Source organism: Flavobacterium aestivum, from assembly GCF_026870175.2.
GTDB lineage: Bacteria > Bacteroidota > Bacteroidia > Flavobacteriales > Flavobacteriaceae > Flavobacterium > Flavobacterium aestivum.
Genome location: NZ_CP113977.2, coordinates 2,151,750 through 2,171,470, shown reverse-complemented (window position 1 = coordinate 2,171,470; position 19,721 = coordinate 2,151,750). Strand labels below are relative to the sequence as shown.

General features: G+C 32.8%; 24 protein-coding genes and 1 pseudogene. 23 read left to right on the top strand and 2 right to left on the bottom strand.

Annotated elements, in window-relative coordinates; all coding sequences use genetic code 11:
- Positions 1–53 precede the first annotated feature (53 nt).
- The 5 genes from OZP08_RS09395 (at position 54) to OZP08_RS09375 (ending at position 4,884) form a co-directional block, all read left to right on the top strand.
- Positions 54–542, top strand: coding sequence for an anthrone oxygenase family protein (locus OZP08_RS09395; RefSeq protein ID WP_268849375.1), 489 nt, complete (start codon positions 54–56; stop codon positions 540–542).
- Between the two features lie 165 nt (positions 543–707).
- Complete coding sequence (locus tag OZP08_RS09390; protein WP_281323557.1) at positions 708–1,313, top strand: SMI1/KNR4 family protein; 606 nt, start codon at positions 708–710, stop codon at positions 1,311–1,313.
- 224 nt (positions 1,314–1,537) lie between these two features.
- Entirely contained in the window at positions 1,538–2,098 is a 561-nt protein-coding gene (locus OZP08_RS09385) for a nucleotidyltransferase family protein (protein WP_268849372.1), read from the top strand.
- Positions 2,099–2,298: 200 nt separating this feature from the next.
- Positions 2,299–2,820, top strand: coding sequence for a GNAT family N-acetyltransferase (locus tag OZP08_RS09380; protein ID WP_268849371.1), 522 nt, complete (start codon positions 2,299–2,301; stop codon positions 2,818–2,820).
- Positions 2,821–3,471: 651 nt separating this feature from the next.
- The gene (locus OZP08_RS09375; RefSeq protein WP_281323556.1) at positions 3,472–4,884 is read left to right on the top strand and encodes a tetratricopeptide repeat protein; all 1,413 of its coding nucleotides are present in this window, start codon (positions 3,472–3,474) and stop codon (positions 4,882–4,884) included.
- Between the two features lie 83 nt (positions 4,885–4,967).
- On the opposite strand, the pseudogene OZP08_RS09370 reads toward OZP08_RS09375, so the two are convergent.
- Both OZP08_RS09370 and OZP08_RS09365 read right to left on the bottom strand, forming a co-directional pair.
- A pseudogene (locus tag OZP08_RS09370) lies at positions 4,968–5,206 on the bottom strand (hypothetical protein).
- Between the two features lie 258 nt (positions 5,207–5,464).
- Positions 5,465–6,607 carry a saccharopine dehydrogenase family protein gene (locus OZP08_RS09365; RefSeq protein ID WP_268849368.1) on the bottom strand — a complete coding sequence of 381 codons (1,143 nt, stop codon included), beginning with the start codon at positions 6,605–6,607 and terminating at the stop codon, positions 5,465–5,467.
- A gap of 400 nt (positions 6,608–7,007) precedes the next feature.
- Between OZP08_RS09365 and OZP08_RS09360 the strand changes: the two genes are divergently transcribed.
- From OZP08_RS09360 to OZP08_RS09275, 18 genes are all read left to right on the top strand, one after another.
- Positions 7,008–7,574, top strand: a complete 567-nt coding sequence (locus OZP08_RS09360) for a Crp/Fnr family transcriptional regulator (protein WP_268849367.1) — start codon at positions 7,008–7,010, stop codon at positions 7,572–7,574.
- Between the two features lie 53 nt (positions 7,575–7,627).
- On the top strand, positions 7,628–8,080 hold the full coding sequence (locus OZP08_RS09355) for a DoxX family protein (protein WP_268849366.1): 453 nt from the start codon (positions 7,628–7,630) through the stop codon (positions 8,078–8,080).
- A gap of 168 nt (positions 8,081–8,248) precedes the next feature.
- Positions 8,249–8,992, top strand: a complete 744-nt coding sequence (locus OZP08_RS09350) for a helix-turn-helix domain-containing protein (protein WP_268849365.1) — start codon at positions 8,249–8,251, stop codon at positions 8,990–8,992.
- 30 nt (positions 8,993–9,022) lie between these two features.
- Positions 9,023–9,445 carry a VOC family protein gene (locus OZP08_RS09345; RefSeq protein ID WP_268849364.1) on the top strand — a complete coding sequence of 141 codons (423 nt, stop codon included), beginning with the start codon at positions 9,023–9,025 and terminating at the stop codon, positions 9,443–9,445.
- Positions 9,446–9,606: 161 nt separating this feature from the next.
- Positions 9,607–9,960, top strand: a complete 354-nt coding sequence (locus tag OZP08_RS09340; RefSeq protein ID WP_268849363.1) for a hypothetical protein — start codon at positions 9,607–9,609, stop codon at positions 9,958–9,960.
- A gap of 434 nt (positions 9,961–10,394) precedes the next feature.
- Positions 10,395–10,634, top strand: a complete 240-nt coding sequence (locus tag OZP08_RS09335; RefSeq protein WP_268849362.1) for a hypothetical protein — start codon at positions 10,395–10,397, stop codon at positions 10,632–10,634.
- A 181-nt stretch (positions 10,635–10,815) separates the two neighbouring features.
- Positions 10,816–11,538 carry a helix-turn-helix transcriptional regulator gene (locus tag OZP08_RS09330; protein ID WP_268849361.1) on the top strand — a complete coding sequence of 241 codons (723 nt, stop codon included), beginning with the start codon at positions 10,816–10,818 and terminating at the stop codon, positions 11,536–11,538.
- Between the two features lie 53 nt (positions 11,539–11,591).
- Complete coding sequence (locus OZP08_RS09325; RefSeq protein ID WP_268849360.1) at positions 11,592–12,050, top strand: GyrI-like domain-containing protein; 459 nt, start codon at positions 11,592–11,594, stop codon at positions 12,048–12,050.
- A 2-nt stretch (positions 12,051–12,052) separates the two neighbouring features.
- Positions 12,053–12,421: a DUF1801 domain-containing protein gene (locus OZP08_RS09320; RefSeq protein WP_268849359.1), complete on the top strand. Its 369-nt coding sequence runs from the start codon at positions 12,053–12,055 to the stop codon at positions 12,419–12,421.
- A gap of 129 nt (positions 12,422–12,550) precedes the next feature.
- On the top strand, positions 12,551–13,060 hold the full coding sequence (locus tag OZP08_RS09315; RefSeq protein ID WP_268849358.1) for a hypothetical protein: 510 nt from the start codon (positions 12,551–12,553) through the stop codon (positions 13,058–13,060).
- A 182-nt stretch (positions 13,061–13,242) separates the two neighbouring features.
- On the top strand, positions 13,243–14,115 hold the full coding sequence (locus OZP08_RS09310) for an alpha/beta hydrolase (protein WP_268849357.1): 873 nt from the start codon (positions 13,243–13,245) through the stop codon (positions 14,113–14,115).
- Positions 14,116–14,289: 174 nt separating this feature from the next.
- Entirely contained in the window at positions 14,290–14,535 is a 246-nt protein-coding gene (locus tag OZP08_RS09305) for a DUF3784 domain-containing protein (protein WP_281323555.1), read from the top strand.
- 67 nt (positions 14,536–14,602) lie between these two features.
- The gene (locus tag OZP08_RS09300) at positions 14,603–15,499 is read left to right on the top strand and encodes an AraC family transcriptional regulator (RefSeq protein ID WP_281323554.1); all 897 of its coding nucleotides are present in this window, start codon (positions 14,603–14,605) and stop codon (positions 15,497–15,499) included.
- 78 nt (positions 15,500–15,577) lie between these two features.
- On the top strand, positions 15,578–16,264 hold the full coding sequence (locus OZP08_RS09295) for a peroxiredoxin-like family protein (protein ID WP_268849352.1): 687 nt from the start codon (positions 15,578–15,580) through the stop codon (positions 16,262–16,264).
- Between the two features lie 174 nt (positions 16,265–16,438).
- The gene (locus OZP08_RS09290; RefSeq protein ID WP_268849351.1) at positions 16,439–17,008 is read left to right on the top strand and encodes a Crp/Fnr family transcriptional regulator; all 570 of its coding nucleotides are present in this window, start codon (positions 16,439–16,441) and stop codon (positions 17,006–17,008) included.
- 60 nt (positions 17,009–17,068) lie between these two features.
- A complete protein-coding gene (locus tag OZP08_RS09285) occupies positions 17,069–17,626 on the top strand; it encodes a hypothetical protein (protein WP_268849350.1) in 558 nt (185 codons plus the stop codon).
- 27 nt (positions 17,627–17,653) lie between these two features.
- A complete protein-coding gene (locus OZP08_RS09280) occupies positions 17,654–18,064 on the top strand; it encodes an LIC_13387 family protein (protein ID WP_281323553.1) in 411 nt (136 codons plus the stop codon).
- A 187-nt stretch (positions 18,065–18,251) separates the two neighbouring features.
- On the top strand, positions 18,252–18,788 hold the full coding sequence (locus OZP08_RS09275; RefSeq protein WP_268849348.1) for a hypothetical protein: 537 nt from the start codon (positions 18,252–18,254) through the stop codon (positions 18,786–18,788).
- Positions 18,789–19,721 lie beyond the last annotated feature (933 nt).

The window sequence follows — 19,721 nt, the reverse complement described above, 5'->3', positions numbered from 1 at the left end:
AACGAAATTCTAAATATTGTCAGAGAAACAAAACTATAAACCATTGACATATTATGACTATAACTTTCATACGCTTTATCAATCTTATTTTAGCTGCCCTACTTGCTGGGACAAGCTTTGGTATTTTAATAGGACTAAACCCTAACAACTATACACCTGCCACCTATTTGGAACAGCAACAACAGCTAGTTTTATCATTAAACATTCCGATGGTTTCACTTGTTATAGCCGCAACAATCGTAACAATTATTTCAGCATTTCTTCAGCGTAACAACAGAAGCGTTTATATTATTTTACTAATTGCTGCCATATTTTTTGCATCATGTATTTTCATTTCAACATTTGGAAATCTTCCTATCCAAACTGAAATGCTGAATTGGAAAACTGATTCGCTTCCTAGCAACTGGACTTCACTTCGTGACAAATGGTGGACACTTCACACTGTTCGCACAATAGCGGAATTAGTTGCCCTTACACTTATAGCTTGGACAACTAGTATGTCAGCAGTAAACTCTTCACAAGAAAAGAAAAACGGCAGCTAACAGTGGTTTTGTGAAATTGGGGTTTTAGTGTTTAATGGAACCTTCTTTTTGTATATTTGGCTTCAGTCTTTTCGGAATGGTTCGGGAACAAAAATCCCCAAATTCATAAAGCCGGCGGGAAGTTACCTGCCATTTTACAAACACAACGCTTAAAGACGAACGAATATGCTTGAAATAAATAAAAAAGAAGATATTATCATTCCATTTGACAAAATTGGAGATGCCAATTGGGAAATTAAGACAGAATTAATAATCCATTCTATAGCCGAAAATTGGAATGACGAATTAAAAGAACCAATTTCAATTGATGAAATACAAAAACTTGAAAATCGATTGAAAACAACTTTACCAGATAGTTTAAAAACTTTCTACCAAAAGTTTGGGCTTGCAAATATTGGAGAACAATTACAAGACTTAAATGAAATTGGTTGGATAAAAAACATTTGGGCAAAAAACCCTGAATACGGACCTGACTTTACCGAAGTTGATAACATGCACCTACCTTTTTTGGTTTCATTCAGTGACTATTTAGGAAACGGAAATATGTTTTGTTTTCACAGTGACACAAAGGAAATTTTCTATTATGACCACGACAACAAACCATACTTAACTAAAATGGTTGACACTTTTGACGACTATTTAAAGGGATGTTTAATATTTGCTCAATCTGACCTTTTTGGAGAAGCTGAACAAGAAGATGTCGAAGAATGGACAGAAGAAATTGTGTCTGAAATCATTGGCGAAGAAACTGTAAAAAAATGGCGTTATTAACCGACCGAAAAAAACGACAGATAACAAGGGTTTTGCTTCAGGCGGGCTGAAGTGAAAAGTTCAATAGCAGTTTTTCAATTAAACATTAGTAATAAAACCAGCTTTTGTACTTCGATTTCCCGCCCGAACGCAAAGCCCCGAAACGTTAGCGGTCATTATAAGCGACACCCTATAAACTTTAAAAATGACTGATTTTAAATATAATATTCAAAGCTGTAACAATAATGACACACCGAAGAAAAGAGCTCATTTCATATTTAGATAATTGTCCAGAAATCATTGAAACATTAAACAAATGTAATGACTATGGCTTAACAGACTATTATTTAGCTGGCGGAGCAATAACTCAATTGATATGGAATAACATACTTGGCAGACCTAACCTTGAAAATGTGAAAGATTTTGATATTGTTTATTACTCTGACACCGAAGATCGATTATTAGAAAAATCACATCAGACGAATATTGAAAAAATAGTAACACATAAGTTCCAACTCGACATTACAAATCAAGCATATGTTTACGAATGGTATCCTAAAAAATTTGGAAATGTTATTGACAAATTTAACAGAACAGAAGACGGTATCGAAACTTGGTTGTCTGCATTTGCAATTGGAGTAAGGTGGTCAGACAAATTTGAAATTTTTGCACCTTATGGACTTGAAGATGCTTTTGATATGGTTGTTAGGCCAAACAAATTAACAATGACAAAAGAGAATTATTTAACAATGACAGAAAGTTTTAAAAGAAGGTGGGACAATATAAATGTCCTGCCATGGGAGTAATTGAACAAAACAATAACGAATGACAGGAAGAACAACGAACCGCTAACCGCCGTTTGGCAATATGGTGGGTTTAGACTTAATGGGAAGTTGGTTTTGTACTTGTAAAATAGTCATTATTCGAAGATTTAGGCTTCCTTAATCCGCCACATCACCAAGCTGCAAAAAATTAGCTCTCAGGCTGAAAATCCATCTAAAATAAAATGAAGAAAGGTTCTCAAAATTTCCCAACATTAATGACTGAAAGATTAACGCTTCGGCAACTTTCAATTAATGATTCTGTAGAAATTTTACTGTTACGATCAGACGAAGAAATAAATAAATTTCTTGATAGAAAACCTAGTAAAACATTAATAGATGCTTTAAACTTCATCAAAATTATACTTGAAAATGACGAGACTCTTTATTGGGCGATTACAAAAACTGGCGACGAAAAACTAATTGGAACAATCTGTTTGTTTGACTTCGTAAATGATGTAAAGAAATGCGAAATTGGATACGAACTAAGAACAGAATATCAAGGACAGGGAATAATGATTGAAGCCACAAGGAAAGTTATTCAGTATGCAATCGATACACTTGGAATAAAAAGTATAGATGCATCAACACACAAAGACAATCAAAGTTCGACCAACCTTCTTCAAAAATTAAATTTTAAAAATTTGGAAAGCATTGAAGCCGAAAATCCAAATCTGATTTTATTTAGATTAACACAGAAAATTTAATCAAGATCCGAATAGCTAACAACTTATTTAAGAAGCATCGCCTTCAAAAATCATAAGCGCGCCTATCAAAAGCAAAGGCGATACCTTCATAATTGAGAGGCGTGCCCTAATAATAGTATGGCGCAGCATTCATTAAAAAACTCAAGTTATTTTTTAGGATAAATACATGATTTTTTTAACTACTACCCACAAAAAAAGAGAGACTTGCTGTCTCTCTTTTTTTATACTAAAGATATATTGCTATTTTTTCAATAGTTTCTCTAAATAACCAGCTCCGCAATTGGCTCGACAATCCTAGTAAAATATCTTTATACACTAGCTTCCCCATTATAACCTCTCTCCCACAACCCCAAAAAAGCAATCTCTCACTCTCAAAAGACTTTTTACTACTACTACTTGCTCTAGGATTTTTTCGCTAAAGAACAACGTTTGTGATTTCCCATAAAACACTGGATAAAAAGAAGTTATTTTAAAAAAAGGATATAAAAACAGAATGTTTTAATCAGCATTTTCGTCATTAAGTTATATATTTGAAAAGCTAACAAATGGGAAGCAAAGTTTTGTGTTTATACAAGTTAGCGGCAATAAATAACAGGGCACAACTTTTGTTTTTAACACCTTTATAAGCTATTATTAACTAACAATCTATTTATGCACAAAAACATACTTAATAAAAAAACCACTTTAATAGTTTTGTTGATATTGTTTACAACACTAACAGCCACTGCACAAAAGAGAATAGCGGATCATTTTCTTCAAATGTTGCGTCATCAGAAAACAGACAGCTTGCAAACCGAAGCGTTGCTTATCTGGACAGATACCGAGAATGCAGGGTTAGATGACTCTACTTATTATCCCAATCAAATCATAGCAATAGGTCAAAAAGAACAAAACCCAGATGTCGAAGCCATTGGACAGGCCTTTTTGGGGTATTATTTTGGTAAAAATGACAACCAACCTAAAGCACTGGAGCATTTCCTAAAAGCAATACAGCTGGGTGAGAAGCGAAATAATCCAAGGATCATGCTTCGATTGTACAATTTTATGTCCTATTATAGTGATGCAAATAAAAGTATCGAATATTCACAAAAAGTCATTGCACTTGCCAAACAAACTAAAGAGCTCAATTGGCAAATAGAAGCTACTTATCAAATAGGAGGAGTTTACTTCGTATTGAAACAGTATGATTTGGCTTTACAGTATTTCCAGCAGGCTTATAACATGAACCTACTGCTAAAAAGGAAGGGGAAACAAACCTCTGATAGGGATGTTATTATTCTGTCAGGTCTCGGTCAAACGTTTAATAAATTGCATAATTCTACTTTGGCACTAGCTTATTTCCGACTTGGATTACGAGCCTCCAAAACAAATGATGATTACATAAAGGCTTTCTACGGACTAGCAACCTACTTTAAAGAAGCCCATAACGTGGACTCTACTTTTTATTATTCTTCCAAGATGTATAAGTTAGCAGAAAGCAGTTCCTTAGATCGTTATAAAGTGCTGGCTTCAAAAATGCTCTACGAAAATTACAAAGAAAAAGGGGATTTAGCCAGTGCATTGAAATACCACGAAATTTATAAGGTTTCAACCGACAGTATGAATAGCATTACCAAAACAAAGAAACTGGAAAGTATGCTTATGCAGGAAAAAGAGCGACAAAAAGAACTCGCTGAAAAAAGAGAACAGGAAAACGAGACACACAAAAACAATCTGGAGTATGCGGCCATTGCTTTAGGACTGGTTAGTTTTGTTATTTTGTTTTTGCTACTCAGTCATACTATTATAGCGAATCAAAAACTAATTAACTTTTTAGGAGTTGTTGCCCTTCTTATTGCCTTTGAATTATTGAATCTGTTCTTGCATCCTTATCTGGGTCAGCTTACGCATCATTCTCCAATATTCATGCTCCTTACAATGGTTTGTATTGCTGCCATACTCGTTCCTTTACATCACAAAATTGAACACTGGACGGTACATAAACTAGTAGAAAAAAATAAAAAAATTCGATTGGCCGCTGCTAAGAAAACAATTAAACAACTGGAAACTGAATCACATAATTAACCAAAGTGGTTTAATGAGAATGTTTAAAACCTACAAAAAAAGAGAGACAACAAGTCTCTCTTTTTTTATACTAATATATCTCGTTATTTTTTTAACAGCTTTTCTAAGTATTCTACTTTTTCTTTTTCGGCTTGAACTAAACGTTCGGAAAGTTCCACTATTTTATCAAGTGGATTGAAACTTGGTTGATAATTCATTGAACTTGCTATGTTTGCTGGCTTACACCTAAAGCTACTGCCAATGCTTCCTGTTTCATTTCGCGCAATTCTCTAATTCGGCTAATGTTACGCCCTATATGTTTTGGTTTTGTAGTAGTACTCATAATTCAAAGGTGTTAAAAACGGTGCAAAATTTTTTATTGGTAAAACAGCAATGAGGCATTGTGTGATACAATCTCAATTGGTTGCTATGACTGAGACTGTTGGGTATCTGCCATGACTTAAACAAAAATACACATTTGTTAGAGAAATTTCAGCTAAAAATTTAAAATTATGCACCACAGCATTTCTATTCAGCAAAACATTCCCGATCACGCTGATATGTCTTTTCTGTTCGACAGTTGTCGATTTGGGGTACCTATTTACACTTTTCCGTAAACAGGTAGGATATAATTTCCGTTTAAAAAAAGCATTGGATCTATTTGGCTTTGGAGGACAACCCCACTATGGGGAGTTTCGAGCAGGAGTTGCGCTGCTTGTACTAAAGGTGCAGCCGTAGTGGTTTGAATGGCTCTCAATTGATGCTTTCCTACTTTTTGAGAAAAAATACGCTTTGCAATCTCCCTTCTGCGCAAAATTCCTGTCGCATCTTTACCCTCAACTGCCGCATACAAGACAATTTGGTCATCCTCATTGTGAGGTATTACAGCCTCCATTTTTTCTTGTAGGCTTTTAATTGTGTCAGGAGTATTCCCTAAAGTAGTAAGTTGCTCTTGAACCCAAGCATAATGCCCCGGATGACGCAAGGTTTTGTAATCTAGCGTACTTACTTTTCCTGATAAGGCATCGGGCAAATCAGCGGCTCCACCAGAGGTAAGATCCTCTTCATAAGCAATGCCATCAATAATAATAGTAGCTCTTTCCGATAGTGAAGGCAGAGCAGTTTTTTTTGAATCCCGCAGCACGATGGCGTCTTTTAGGTATTCGGTTGCTACACCGACAGGGCTCCAGGTAAATCCATAATAATGTGGTGCAACGGCATGAATGGTTAAGGCACCAACTTTAAGTTCTAACTTGTCTACTTGATCGACTCCAAAATCATTGCAAAACTGCTGAAAAAGCCCATTGGCAAGCAAGTCTATATAACCAGGTGCCAGACCGGTCTGGAGCAGAAAACCAGTTTGAGCATCTTTGGCTAATGCCATTATTTCATCGGTTTCAGCAACATATTCGGTGAGGTTAGCGTAATGCATCTGATAATCTTTAGCGAACTGAGCCATTCTTGGAGCTTGACTACCGGGAAGGCAATCGAGAAGAATATCTGCTTTCTGGAATATTGCTTTCATTTCTGGAGTAATACCTTCCTCGGCGAGATGAAAATCTTGAATGTTGCAGGGTTTCGTTGTACCTGCAGTAATCCATTCAGCTACTTTTTTGGCTTTATCTTGCGTTCTATTTCCAATAAAAAGGCTAGGAATCACGTCGCTCCATTCAGTCAATAACAAACCAACCGCTTCGGCAATTCCGCCGGCCCCGGCAATAATAATATTGTGATGTTTTTTCATAAATTAAAGTTACTGTTTTTTCTTGATTTGGCTTTTGAAATTTTAAACCAATTTACTGTTTTACAATTAATTAACCCGTTGGGTATAATTAGTTTTTGGTACTAAATTTTCGTCAGTTCGAGTGATTTTTGAAAAAAAATCGTATCGAGAACTAGAAAATTTAGTACCAAAAACTGGTTCTCGATACATTTTTTGTTTCATTTCATTGCACAAAAAACACTCGAACTGACGTTTTTGCCAATTTCACCCAACGGGTTTAATTATAAATTAAAGTAACATTTTTAGTCTCTCGAAAAGACGCGAAGGCGCAAAGTTTAGAACTGTTTTCTTTGCGCCTTCGCGTCTTTGCGGGTTTTGATTAAATGTAAAGTTTGTTTTGTATTTTTGATAAAAATGAACAATGGAACAAATCCGAAAATATTTTGAACAGACATTTAAACTGACTGAGCAGGACTGGCAGATTTTCTCCTCAAAACTTACAAAACAGGAATTTCCTAAAAATCACTTTCTACTAAAAGCCGGACAAGTAGAAAATCACCTTTCATTTGTTGAAACTGGCATTATACGTATCTATATTCCAAAGGAAGAAAACGACCTAACATTTGCTTTTGCGTTTGACAATGGTTTCGTAAGCGGCTATGATTCATTTTTGACTCAAATACCATCTACTTATCACATAGAAACTTTGACAACTACGACACTTTGGCAACTAACATATAAAGATCTTCAAGCAATTTACCATGAAACAGAAATTGGAAATGCAATAGGACGACAAGCAAGTGAAGATTTGTTTCTGAAAAAATCAAAAAGAGAACTTTCGTTACTAAACGAAACTGCCGAACAACGTTACCTTAATTTATTTACCGAACAACCTAAACTCATAAAACAAATTGCATTAAAACATATTGCCTCTTATATTGGTATTACTCCACAGGCATTGAGCAGGATACGAAAACGCATTTCTTAACTTGGGTTCATTGTTTTGCTTAAAGCAACACACGACCTTTACAGAAAAAAAAGATGAAACCATTAATCATTTTACTCAGCGTATTTGCTATTTCGTTATTAGTTACTAAAATATTTCTTGACAATTATGAATTTGCTTTGTCAGGTAGAATAGCAATGTCGGTAATGCTCGTGTTTACAGCAATTGCACACTTCGCATTTACCAAAGGTATGACAATGATGATACCCGATTTTATTCCATACAAAACCGAAACCGTTTACTTAACGGGCATTATTGAAATTGCCGCAGCTATCGGACTTTTTATATCTAGTTTCAGAGTAATTACAGCTTGGTTACTAATCGTATTTTTCATACTCCTACTTCCCGCAAACATCTACGCAGCCATAAAACATATTGACTACCAAAAAGGGACTTTTAACGGTAATGGTTTAGCGTATTTGTGGTTTAGAATACCATTACAAATCCTATTCATTTTTTGGACGTATCTTTCGACAATCAAAGGCTAACGAGAAGCCCAAACCTCTAATGAGGTAATACCAAAAGCGAGATCGAATTGCAAAACTGAACTTGTGCACTTCTATTGGCTTTTGTACTTTAGCTATACTGAAGTACTTCAATTTATATGTCTTCGGTAATACTCAAACCGTTGTATACCATTTTAGTGAAACCCTACAATGAAATATAAAGAACATAAACCGAATGGATATATCGATAATTTTGTGCAATGTTTTTGGGAATACGAAAACGCTGATACAGAAATACTACATACAATTTTACCCGACGGTTACTTTGACCTAATTGCGGAATTTGACAACGACATACTTACAACTGTAAAACTTACAGGCGTTTGGACTAAACCAAAAGACATAACTATTCCTAAAAAAACTAAAATTTTTGCCATTCGTTTCAAACTCTTGGCGACAGAATATTTATTTCAAAAAGAAATAAAATCAATTTTGGACACAGTTCAAAATTTACCTTTTAACTTTTGGAACATAGACACTTATCAAAGCTATGAGTTTGAAAGATTCGTTGCTGACATAACAAACAGAATTGACAACTCAATTAAGCATTTGAAAGAGATTGACAACAGGAAACTGAAACTTTTTGAGTTCATATACCAAGGCCAAGCAGAAACAGTTAGTGAACTTTCTGAAAAGGTATTTTGGAGCAGCAGACAAATTAATCGCTATTTTAATCAACAATTTGGGTTTTCATTAAAAGAGTTCCTAAAAATAGTCCGCTGTAATGCTACATACAAAGACATTTCTAATGGCAACTTATCGCCACAAACCAACTTCTTTGACCAAGCTCATTTTATTAAGGAAGTAAAAAAATACACAGGTGCAACACCCAAAGAGCTACACAAGAACAAAAACGACCGATTTTTACAATTATCAGTTGCAGAGCCAAAGTAATTTTGTAACTCAATTTTAAATATTTACAAAATGAAAGTAACAAAACTAGCACCAAACTTTGAAGTAAATAACATAAAACAAACTGTTGCATTTTATACAGAAAATTTTGGCTTCAAATTAGTGATGGCAGTTCCTGAAAGCCAAGACGGGATTGAGCAAACTTTTGATGACAGCAAAGAATATGTTTATGCAATGATGCAGAAAGACAGTCTTGAATTTATGTTTCAACGATCTGACACATTCAAAAACGATGTGATCTTTTCAAAGAACCTACCAATAGGAGCAACGGTATCTTTTTATATGGACATTGAAGGAATAAAGGAATTTCACGAAAACTTAAAAAATAAAAACCTTGAATTAACCGACCTAAAAACAACTTGGTATGGAATGAAGGAGTTTTATGTAAAAGACCTTAATGGCTATATACTCGGTTTTGCAGAAAAAGCAGAATAACAAAGACATACAACATCGGTTTAGGAAAAAGCAGGGCTGAAGTGCAAACTTCAGCTTTTGTGCTTTTATTAAACTTTGTATATTAGCCAAGCAATAGTGCCTCGAACGCCCTGCCTTCACCAAACCGAAAACCGCTAGTCAATACAAACCAATATTAATCCATGACAAAAAACAAACAGACTTTAGTTCATTTTTTTGCTAGATTTTTAATTTTATCCATTCCACTTGTAGGGTTATATTTTTTTGCACAAATGTCTTTTAAAGCAAATCGTGAAAGAGAACATCCAGTTGATGCAGGTTTAGGAATTGCATTTTTGTTGTTTTTTATTCTCTGTGCGATGTTCATCGGATTAACCATTGATTCTGCATATAGAATCCGAAAAAAACAGTTTAATATTGCTTTGACTAATTTACCTTTTTTCCTTTTATTCACTTTACCAATATTGTATCTATATTGTCAAATAGGGTATTGTGAAGACTGTTTTTGTGGATGGTTTTTAGAATCCCTGCAATAGCTCACCCTTATTTTCTTAACCATAAATTACTAAGCTGAAATTTTGTTTACCTTTAGAGCTAAATATTAAAAACCCCGCTAATGACGCTAAACCGTCAAAAGTCATGAGCCATTTAATCCCAACATTTGAAAATCAACATTAAACAACAAAAAGTTTCGTTTGGAAGTCAATACAAGATTTGCGTAGAAAAAAACGAAAAATATTATGCAGAAACGGATTTCTTTACGAGAAACATTCTTCATTTATATCTCAAAAAAAATTTAATTAAACGTATCAATATTTTCAAATCATTTTATTTTTTCATTCCTGACTATGAAATTGAATTACCTGACGCTCGCCGGATAAAATTTAAAACTATGTCTGCTTGGAGAACTCATTTCCAATGCATTTTGGGAAATGACATTTACGAAATTTATTCACATAAAAAGAGAAAAATGTCAATATACAAAAATGATGTACAAATTGGATTATGCATAAAAGATGCTGTCACAATTCTTGTTGGTGACAACTATAATCTAACTCTTGATTGTGATGCCAATATTGAACTTCTTATTTCGTTTATATTAATTTTAGACAATATGAATTCAAGAAATAGAGGCAACATTTTTACTATTGACAGCGGAATAATATTTAAAGAATTCAGAAAGTTTAATTCTGATTGGAAACCCAAATAAAAGACTCACAACAGTAGTTAGACTAAATAGCTCACTCCTATTTTCTTAACCATAAATTACTAAGCTGAAATTTTGTTTACCTTTAAAACTAAATATTTAAAAACTTGCTACTGACGCAAAACTGCTAAACTTTAGGCATAATACTCTCCTTCGTTTAACACAAAATTCCAACCTTTGACCAATGAACAACAATGACACAAAACGACTTTCACGACTAACTGCAATCCTGACCCAATTGCAAACGAAACGACTTTTGACAGCTTCGGAATTGGCAAACAAATTTTCAGTAAGTAACAGGACAATTTATCGGGACATAAAAGCATTGGAACAAGCTGGTGTTCCTATTTTGACAGAAGATGGCAAAGGCTATACTTTAATGGATGGTTACAGAATTCCGCCAATAATGTTTACAGAAAGCGAAGCCAACGCATTAATTACTGCCGAACAACTCATACTAAAAAACAAAGACGCATCATTTGTAAAAGAATATTCTGAAGCCATCAGTAAAATAAAATCTGTTTTAAGAAGCAACACCAAAGACAAAGTGAACTTGCTTTCTAGTCGCATAGTTTTTAGGTATAACGCAGACAACGACAGAACCAGTAATTATTTATCGGTTTTGCAATTGGCTTTGACAAATCTTAATCTCATAAAAGTAAAATATCACTCAACGGATACTGACCAAACAACAGAAAGAACCATTGAACCTTTTGCCCTTTACAGCACACAAGAAAATTGGTTGCTTATTGCTTTTTGTCATTTGCGAAAGGACTTTAGATCATTTCGTTTAGACAGAATTCAAAACTTAAATGTTCTCAACGAAAAATTCGAACCCCATAAACTTACGCTCCCGGAATATTTTGAAATCTGTAGAGCAAAATATTTTTCAGCACCCATGACATAGGGTTGTCGCAAGCCCATTTTAGCTTTGCGGCTTAACAATAAAAAATCATAAAAATGGGCATCCAAAAAATAAAATCATTTTGCGTTATCGGTATTTCAGTACGCACAACAAACGAAAACGGACAAGCTGGACAAGACATTCCTGCGCTTTGGAATAAATTTATGGCCGAAGGAATCACAGAAAAAATCCCCAACAAATTTGACGATACTCTTTTCTGTGTTTATACTGACTACGAAAAGGACCATACAAAGCCTTACACTACTATTTTAGGTTGCAAAGTTGAAAACCTCAGCAATATTCCGAACGGAATGGTGGGTAAAACTTTTGAAGAAGCTGAGTATGAAAAATTTGTAGCCAAAGGAGATATTTTTCAAGGAATGGTTTTTGACGAATGGACAAAAATTTGGAATTCAGATTTAGACAGAACCTATACAGCCGACTTTGAAGTGTATGGTGAAAAAGCTCAAAACCCGAAAAACGCAGAAGTTGATATATTTATAGCTGTAAAATAAAGATGAAAGAAATAGATAATTTTTACCAACAACAAAACGAGCCTATAAAAAGTTGCTTGCTTCCATTGAGAGAAATTATCCTTTCACAAGACGCTGACATTACAAACGTTTTGAAATACGGAATGCCGTTTTTCTGCTACAAAGGAAAAATGTTTTGCTATTTGTGGATTCATAAAAAACACAAATTATCTTACATTGGAATTGTAGAGGGAAAACGGTTTGACGACCCATTTTTAATTCAGGAAAACCGAAGCAGAATGAAAATTATGCTACTTGACCCAAATGAAGATTTACCCCTACAGACAATAAAGAATATTCTACAAAAAACAATAAATTTGTACAAGACTGGCGAAATAAAAATTAATGGCTAAACGAAAAGAAGAAAAGCACAACGCCACATATGAGTTTCCAAAATGAGGATAAAGTACCTTGATTTCCTCCAGTTCAAAAAAACTAATTTGTTATCTTCCCATTAATACCCAAAAAGTGCATAAAACTAAATGATCGAAATTATAACAATTAAAAACAAACCGAATTGGATTATAGCCATAATATTTCCTTTTGGACTTTTAATTTTGATTTTTATAATGTTTGTTCTTCTTCCCTTTGCCTCAGTGCAAAATACTTATATATTTTCTGCATTAAATTATATTTTTTCATTAATTCCATTTCTAGGATTTTTTATTTTCATCCTTTACATTTGGTTATGGAATACTTTTGGTAAAGTGATTTTAGAAATTTCACCCGAAAAAATAAAAGTCACTAATAAAAACAAACTTTTTAATAAACCTAAAGAATATCTAAAATCTGAAATTGAAAAAATCAGTATTTTAGATTTAGGAATTGAGAAAACTAAATATTACATCCGCATAAATTATTTATTTTCAAATTCAAACTATTCGATTATTATTCAAAAAGGTTTCAAAAATATAAGAATTATTGATTGGCTTAATAATGAATCTGCAAATAACATTCTTGAAAAAATAAACAAAATAATGATCCAAAAATAAAGCAGATAAATGCGGTTTGCAACAATGATATAATTCTTTGATTCTTTAAGAAAATACTCTCTAATAACTGAAAGTTTGGTTTATATTTGTCATAGTTTAACGATATTCACATCATTAGATGCAAGCCGCCTATCGTTGGCGCTCATTGCTTCGACCCATAACAAACAGGAAACTAACCGAAAATGAGAAATGCATTTCTAATATTTATATTGGCTTTTTCGACAACTTTAACTTTCGGACAGAAAATTAAAGCGACACAAACAGAAACTACAAAACCTTTTGTACTTGGAATAATTGACGAAATTCAATCCAAAGAACTTTCAGAAAAGAGAGTTTTGAATATTTATCTTCCAGAAGGTTACAACCCAAACGACACAATAAAATATCCTGTAATTTATTTACTTGACGGTTCTGCAGATGAAGATTTTGTACATATTGTTGGGCTTGTTCAGTTCAATAGTTTTGAATGGATAAACCAGGTCCCAAAGTCTATTGTAGTGGGTATTGCTACCGTAGACAGAAGAAGAGATTATACTTTTCCAACAACAATCCAAGAAGACAAAAAGACTTATCCAACGACTGGACATTCCGACAAATTCATTTCATTTATCGAAAAAGAGTTACAACCATACATCGAAACAAAATATAAAACGAATAAAGACAAAACCATAATCGGGCAATCTTTAGGAGGATTATTTGCAACAGAAGTTCTATTAAAGAAACCAACACTTTTCAACAAGTACATAATCATTAGTCCTAGTTTGTGGTGGGACAATGGTTCGCTATTAAATCTAAACTCAAATTTATTGTCAGAGAATTTTAATCAACAAACAGACATTTATATTGGGGTTGGAAAAGAAGGGCTTACACCAACTGTAATTCCAAGAGTTATGGAAGTTGATGCAAACGTATTAACAGAAAAAATAAAAGACGCAAAAAACAAAAATGTAAAAGTCTTTTTCGACTATTTACCACAAGAAAATCACGCCACAATTATGCACCAAGCAGTTTCAAATTCATTTAGACATCTATATCCAATAACTACCCCAAAATAAAACGAAAGCTAGAAAGAAAAACAACCACAACATAGGTTTAGTAAAAGTAGAGCATTTGTATTTTGATTTCCCCTCCTTAGACAAGCCCTTTGGCTAAACTAAAAAAAATAGAAACATATGATCGGTGTAGCAATTCTTTTTATAATACTTGGAATATTAATTAAATACGGAAAAATGTATTTTTTAATTGCTGGATACAATACAATGTCAAAAGAAGAAAAAGATAAATTTGATATTGAAGGAATCGCAACCCTGTTCAGAAATGTAATGTTTGGAATGGCTTTAGTTATGATTGCGGGATATTTTATTGCTAATAAACTCAAAGATCCAAATATTGAAAACATTGCTTTTTTTGTTGCACTTTTGATTGGCATACCCTATTTAGTGATTAAATCAAATTCAAAAAAGTACAAATTATAGTGATAAAAAAACAAACGCACAACAGCTGTTTTGCAGTCATTACAGAGGACGATACTACTGACAGAAAATGAAAAGCAAAATTCAACATTATGATATTGGGCGATTATTTGGAACGGCTAACAAGAAGTTTGAATTTGCTTTGTTGAATTTTGATGAACTGCAATCCTTATTCAGTCAAATTGATACAAATGACATTGAATATTATCATAAACATTCATTTTACATTATCGGTTGGGTCGACAGCGGTTTTTGCACACAAACGTTAGACAAACAAACCTATAACCTGAAAAAAAACAGCTTATTTTTTGTTTGTCCGGGGCAAGTTCACGAAAACGAATTTAAAACTTCAGAAGACTTTTCAGGCGGTGCAATATTGCTTTCTTCCGATTTTTTCTCTTTGCTTCAGGACAACCAAAACACATTACTAGAACTTACTTTTATAGACAATGCTTTTGGAAATCCACAACTCGAACTAAATGCAGAAACATTTAAGATTATTCGTCAAACGATAGATTTAATTGCTAGCGAATACAACCAAAACACAGCACAACACGACCTTATTTTTCAATCTTTGCTACTAACGTTATTTTTACAATTACAAAGACAAGTTGATAAAGATTTACTTAAAACCGTTCCAAAACATTCACTAACAGTTTACAAACAGTTCAAACGGTTGGTAGAACTACATTACAAGGAAGAAAAAAGTATAGACGACTATGCTAATATTTTGAACATAACACCACGACATCTAAACAGAATAATAAAAGAAAGTTCTGGAAAAACACCAAACGAAATACTTAGAAGCCGAATAATTTTAGAAGCCAAAAGATTGCTCACAGTAACTGACAAAAGCGTTTCAGAAATTGGATACGAAGTCGGTTTTACGGATAATTCATATTTCAACAAAGTGTTTAAGAAAGAAGTTGGTGTTACACCTTTGGTCTTCAAAACGTCTAGTGTCTGAAATTTACCATAGAATGACTTTTTGTTTCTATTCCATCGTAAAAAAGCATTGCAATTTTGCATCATCAAATTTGCAAATATGGCAACAAAAAACATTTCTTATTTCAATCGCTTTTTTCTAAATCCCTTTTTGGGTTTTAAAGCAATTAAAATTTTACCTAAGAGCTATTACTTTTTTAGTTTGGTAAAAGTAATTTACGATTCATTCCAATTTGGGAAAAAATATAGTTCTGAATTGAAAGTAAAAGTTGGCGACACCGCACCAACTTTTGAAATTCCAAATGCTATTGGTAACAGCGTAAAATTGGATGACATTTTACAAAATCAAAAAGTAGTTCTGATTTTTTACAGAGGCGGTTGGTGTCCGTTTTGCAACTTGTGGTTACGTGAATTTCAAAATCTTTTACCCGACTTTGAAAAAACTGGTGCGACATTAGTTGCTGTTTCGCCGCAAATTCCAGATAAATCATTAAGCACAGAAGAAAAATTAAACTTGAAATTTCAGGTGCTTAGTGATATTGGAAACAAAGTTGCAAGACAATATACAGGCATTTTGAAATATGAAGGCAGTTCAGACAAAGCATTAAAAAATATAGGCGTTGATTTGAATGAATACAACAATGAAGAAACAGGCGAAGTACCAATTCCTGCAGTTTTTGTAATTGGACAAAACAAAGAAATTCTTTTTGCCGACAGCGAAGGTGGTGACTACAAAAAACGAGTAGAACCAAAGAATGTTTTACTAGCCTTGCAACAAAAAGACTGACCAAAAACAACAAACCAACAACAAAGGTTTGGCATCAAGCTGGATTTTGTTCTTTGTATAAAAGGTTTTTCTAGCTTTGAAATATAGGCTTCTTATTTTATATTTGTGGTAAAAATCCTGCCTGAATACCAAGCATTAAACCGTTAGCAGTCATTGTAACTAGACGTACTAATTATGGACAATTTTATTAAGTTTTTTAAAAATCACTTTGACATTAGTGATGATGAATTAAAGTACGTTTCATCACTAGCAACATTTAAAGAATTTAAAAAAAATAGCATAATACTACACCAAGGGGAGGTTGAAAAATACTTAAGCTTTATAGAAATGGGATCTGCTCGCTATTATTACTTAGATTCCAATGGCAAGGAAATCTGTTTATTATTTACTTTTGAAAATTGGTTTTTGGGTGAAGTCTCCTCTTTTCTGACCAAAACCCCTTCGTTTTGTTTCATTGAATCACTTACTGACATCAAGTTGTGGCAAATAAGCTATGAAAACCTACAAAACATACTTAATAACACAAAAAGAGGCGACCGTATTGGTAGGCTATTAATGGAGCAACTGTACTTAAGAAAGGCAAAAAGAGAAAGAAGTTTTTTAACTCAAACTGCCGAACAACGTTACTTATCCTTAATAAAAGAAAATCCTAGTCTTTTACAACAAATACAGTTAAAACACATTGCTTCATACTTGGGTATTACACCACAAGCTTTAAGTCGTATTCGCAAACGAATTAATTAACCCAAGTTCAGTGTAAATAATTCGCTGTAAGGTAATTTTACTTTAAAACATATCAAAAAGATGAAGCAAATTACACAAATCAAAACTGTTGGTGAAGCCATCCAAGAATTTTACAGCGAAAATAATTTTGGAGATGATGGTGGAGCGAATAAACGAATTACTTGGATGAAGTTCGGTTTTTTAAGTCTTCCAATGATAAATTTAGACAGCAGAAATAAAAATGTCTATCTACACGATATAAATCATGTACTAACAGATAACGATACAACATGGAAGGGCGAAAGTGCCGTTTCTGCATGGGAAATTGCATCGGGCGGATGGGGCAATATATACATGATTTGGTTTCTTGCATTGTGGGCAATGGGTTTGGGTGTATTAATTTACCCAAAAACAGTATTAAAATCTTTTCGACAAGGGCAAACCATGAAAAATGCCTTTACTAGTGGTTTATCAAAAATGGAATTACTAAACTTATCAGTATGTGACCTAAAATCATATGTAAGTAACAAACCCCAAAATGATAACACGCTATACTTTTGGATACCCATCAGTCTAATTATTTTTCTATTACCTTTTGTTCCTCTTGCTCTTATTCTGATTTTATTCATCATTAAATAACTGGAATAGATTTTAAAAAGTAACATTATGACAGCAAAAATTTTATGGGAAATTGGTTCGACAATACCCCTATTCATTGGAATTGCTCATTTCAGAGGAGCATTATATTCAAGTTTACTACACCCAACAAATAAGCAGCTATTAGAAGAAATGAAAGTTTCAACTATTGAGGTTGATCCAAAAGCAATACTTTGGAAAGCCTGGATAGGATTTAATGTAACCTTTAGTATTTGTTTGATCTTTTTGGGATTCATTAATTTTTATTTAGCATACTACCATTTTGACCTGATACAAGGCTTTTCTATTATTGCAATTGCAACTATATTAAGCACAGCTTTACTAAGCTTGATTTCACGAAAATATCTAATCAAAAAAGTAGAACGTATATTCATATATACAACAATCGTATTTATTATTTCATCGTTTTTGAGTTTATAAAGGATTACTATTTTTAAAAAACAACGAAACCCGATTGCGCGGAAATGAAACCATGACAATTTTGCATTTGTAAACTTTCTCTTTAATTTATACATTTGGGTAAAACGTTGCCAAAACTTAGCGAAGCCTACGAGACTTTGTGTGCTATATTAGCTGAACGATTGTAGTTTTATAAAATGTATAATGTATGAACCATCTCAAAATTGAATTAGAAAATTACAAAAAATGGGCTTTGACTCAGAATTGGAATCAATCTGAAGATAGTAATGAAATTGTTGTTATCAGAGAAGCTCCAACTAATAAAGAAATTCATTTATTATTGGACAAATTTGAATATCTACCAATTTCATATTTAGAAACTTTGAAATTATTCGGGTTATCAGAGTTCACATATGATTGCTATAAAACTAGAATGCTCTCTCCTACTGAAATTATTGAACAGTATGAATTAGTACAAGAAGAAATGGACTTCACTAAGGGCTTAAGAAAGGAAATATTAGAAGAAGATGGACTAGATTTTTCAAAATTTATTCCAGTAATGGCAGGCGATGGACAAGATGGTTGCTGGGCATTACTGAACATTGATAAAGATAGTAAAGGAGAAATTTTATATTGGGATACAGATCAAGCAGGATATGTTGGTGATATTTTTCAAAATATCGAAACTTTTATACTGGAATCCTTATCAAGAGCAAAACAAAATGATCCATTAAGACTAACCTAAAAATACAACACAGAGCAAGGATTTTGCGTTAGACGGGGTTTTGTTTTTCGCACTTTATATTTCTAATAAAAGCCTCCCTTTGCGTCAGACCAAGAACCGTTACAATCCATTTTAGCACACCAAAATAATGATAGAATATTTTATTTTACAATTTAAAATGCTAAACAGACAATTAACCAAATGGGGAATTGAACCTATAATTGGATACCTTTTTGGTCTTTTTGCTTTCATTGGCATTTCAATTAAATTATTTGAAAAAACTCAATTTGCTGAATACATCTATATTGTATTAGCTTTAAGCTTAATACTAAAATTGAATGAAGCCAATAGAAACGATTTTTTGAAGCTATGCTACTCAAAAATTGAATATTATAAATTAAGAGTAATCGAAAACCTAATTGTTTCAATAGCGTTTATAATCTTTTTAATATTTCAAGAAAAATATTTAAGTTCAATTTTACTCACAATTTCGGTTTGTCTCTTTTCTCTAATATATTTAAAAAACAATTCAAGTTTTACATTACCAACTCCTTTTTATAAGTATCCTTTTGAGTTTATAGTAGGTTTTAGGACAAATTATTTTATCTACTTATTTACTTACTTTTTGACATTCATATCGATTAGTGTTGATAATTTTAATCTGGGAATTTTTTCATTAATTCTGACTTTACTTTCATGTCTTAATTATTATACAAATTCAGAAGATGAATTTTATGTTTGGATATTTTCATTGAGTCCAAAAGAATTCATAAGATATAAATTAAAAAACATTATACAATATTCAACAATTTTGTGCTTACCGATAATTATAAGTTTGTCTTTATTTTTCTACACAAAAATTGATATACTATTAGGTTTTCAATGTTTAGGATATTTGTTTATTTTCACAACAATGTTAGCTAAATATTCAATATTTCCTGAAAAATTAAATAT

Excerpts from the sequence above, each read along its gene's own strand:
- OZP08_RS09395 (WP_268849375.1), top strand. The coding sequence starts at position 54 with ATGACTATAACTTTCATACGCTTTATCAATCTTATTTTAGCTGCCCTA.
- OZP08_RS09360 (WP_268849367.1), top strand. The coding sequence starts at position 7,008 with ATGGAACAAATCCGAAAATATTTTGAACAGACATTTAAACTGACTGAG.
- OZP08_RS09355 (WP_268849366.1), top strand. The coding sequence starts at position 7,628 with ATGAAACCATTAATCATTTTACTCAGCGTATTTGCTATTTCGTTATTA.
- OZP08_RS09390 (WP_281323557.1), top strand. The coding sequence starts at position 708 with ATGCTTGAAATAAATAAAAAAGAAGATATTATCATTCCATTTGACAAA.
- OZP08_RS09285 (WP_268849350.1), top strand. The coding sequence starts at position 17,069 with ATGAAGCAAATTACACAAATCAAAACTGTTGGTGAAGCCATCCAAGAA.
- OZP08_RS09290 (WP_268849351.1), top strand. The coding sequence starts at position 16,439 with ATGGACAATTTTATTAAGTTTTTTAAAAATCACTTTGACATTAGTGAT.
- OZP08_RS09350 (WP_268849365.1), top strand. The coding sequence starts at position 8,249 with ATGAAATATAAAGAACATAAACCGAATGGATATATCGATAATTTTGTG.
- OZP08_RS09325 (WP_268849360.1), top strand. The coding sequence starts at position 11,592 with ATGGGCATCCAAAAAATAAAATCATTTTGCGTTATCGGTATTTCAGTA.
- OZP08_RS09380 (WP_268849371.1), top strand. The coding sequence starts at position 2,299 with ATGAAGAAAGGTTCTCAAAATTTCCCAACATTAATGACTGAAAGATTA.
- OZP08_RS09275 (WP_268849348.1), top strand. The coding sequence starts at position 18,252 with ATGAACCATCTCAAAATTGAATTAGAAAATTACAAAAAATGGGCTTTG.
- OZP08_RS09320 (WP_268849359.1), top strand. The coding sequence starts at position 12,053 with ATGAAAGAAATAGATAATTTTTACCAACAACAAAACGAGCCTATAAAA.
- OZP08_RS09365 (WP_268849368.1), bottom strand. The coding sequence starts at position 6,607 with ATGAAAAAACATCACAATATTATTATTGCCGGGGCCGGCGGAATTGCC.
- OZP08_RS09375 (WP_281323556.1), top strand. The coding sequence starts at position 3,472 with ATGCACAAAAACATACTTAATAAAAAAACCACTTTAATAGTTTTGTTG.
- OZP08_RS09280 (WP_281323553.1), top strand. The coding sequence starts at position 17,654 with ATGACAGCAAAAATTTTATGGGAAATTGGTTCGACAATACCCCTATTC.
- OZP08_RS09300 (WP_281323554.1), top strand. The coding sequence starts at position 14,603 with ATGAAAAGCAAAATTCAACATTATGATATTGGGCGATTATTTGGAACG.
- OZP08_RS09330 (WP_268849361.1), top strand. The coding sequence starts at position 10,816 with ATGAACAACAATGACACAAAACGACTTTCACGACTAACTGCAATCCTG.
- OZP08_RS09340 (WP_268849363.1), top strand. The coding sequence starts at position 9,607 with ATGACAAAAAACAAACAGACTTTAGTTCATTTTTTTGCTAGATTTTTA.
- OZP08_RS09295 (WP_268849352.1), top strand. The coding sequence starts at position 15,578 with ATGGCAACAAAAAACATTTCTTATTTCAATCGCTTTTTTCTAAATCCC.
- OZP08_RS09335 (WP_268849362.1), top strand. The coding sequence starts at position 10,395 with ATGTCAATATACAAAAATGATGTACAAATTGGATTATGCATAAAAGAT.
- OZP08_RS09385 (WP_268849372.1), top strand. The coding sequence starts at position 1,538 with ATGACACACCGAAGAAAAGAGCTCATTTCATATTTAGATAATTGTCCA.
- OZP08_RS09310 (WP_268849357.1), top strand. The coding sequence starts at position 13,243 with ATGAGAAATGCATTTCTAATATTTATATTGGCTTTTTCGACAACTTTA.
- OZP08_RS09315 (WP_268849358.1), top strand. The coding sequence starts at position 12,551 with ATGATCGAAATTATAACAATTAAAAACAAACCGAATTGGATTATAGCC.
- OZP08_RS09345 (WP_268849364.1), top strand. The coding sequence starts at position 9,023 with ATGAAAGTAACAAAACTAGCACCAAACTTTGAAGTAAATAACATAAAA.
- OZP08_RS09305 (WP_281323555.1), top strand. The coding sequence starts at position 14,290 with ATGTATTTTTTAATTGCTGGATACAATACAATGTCAAAAGAAGAAAAA.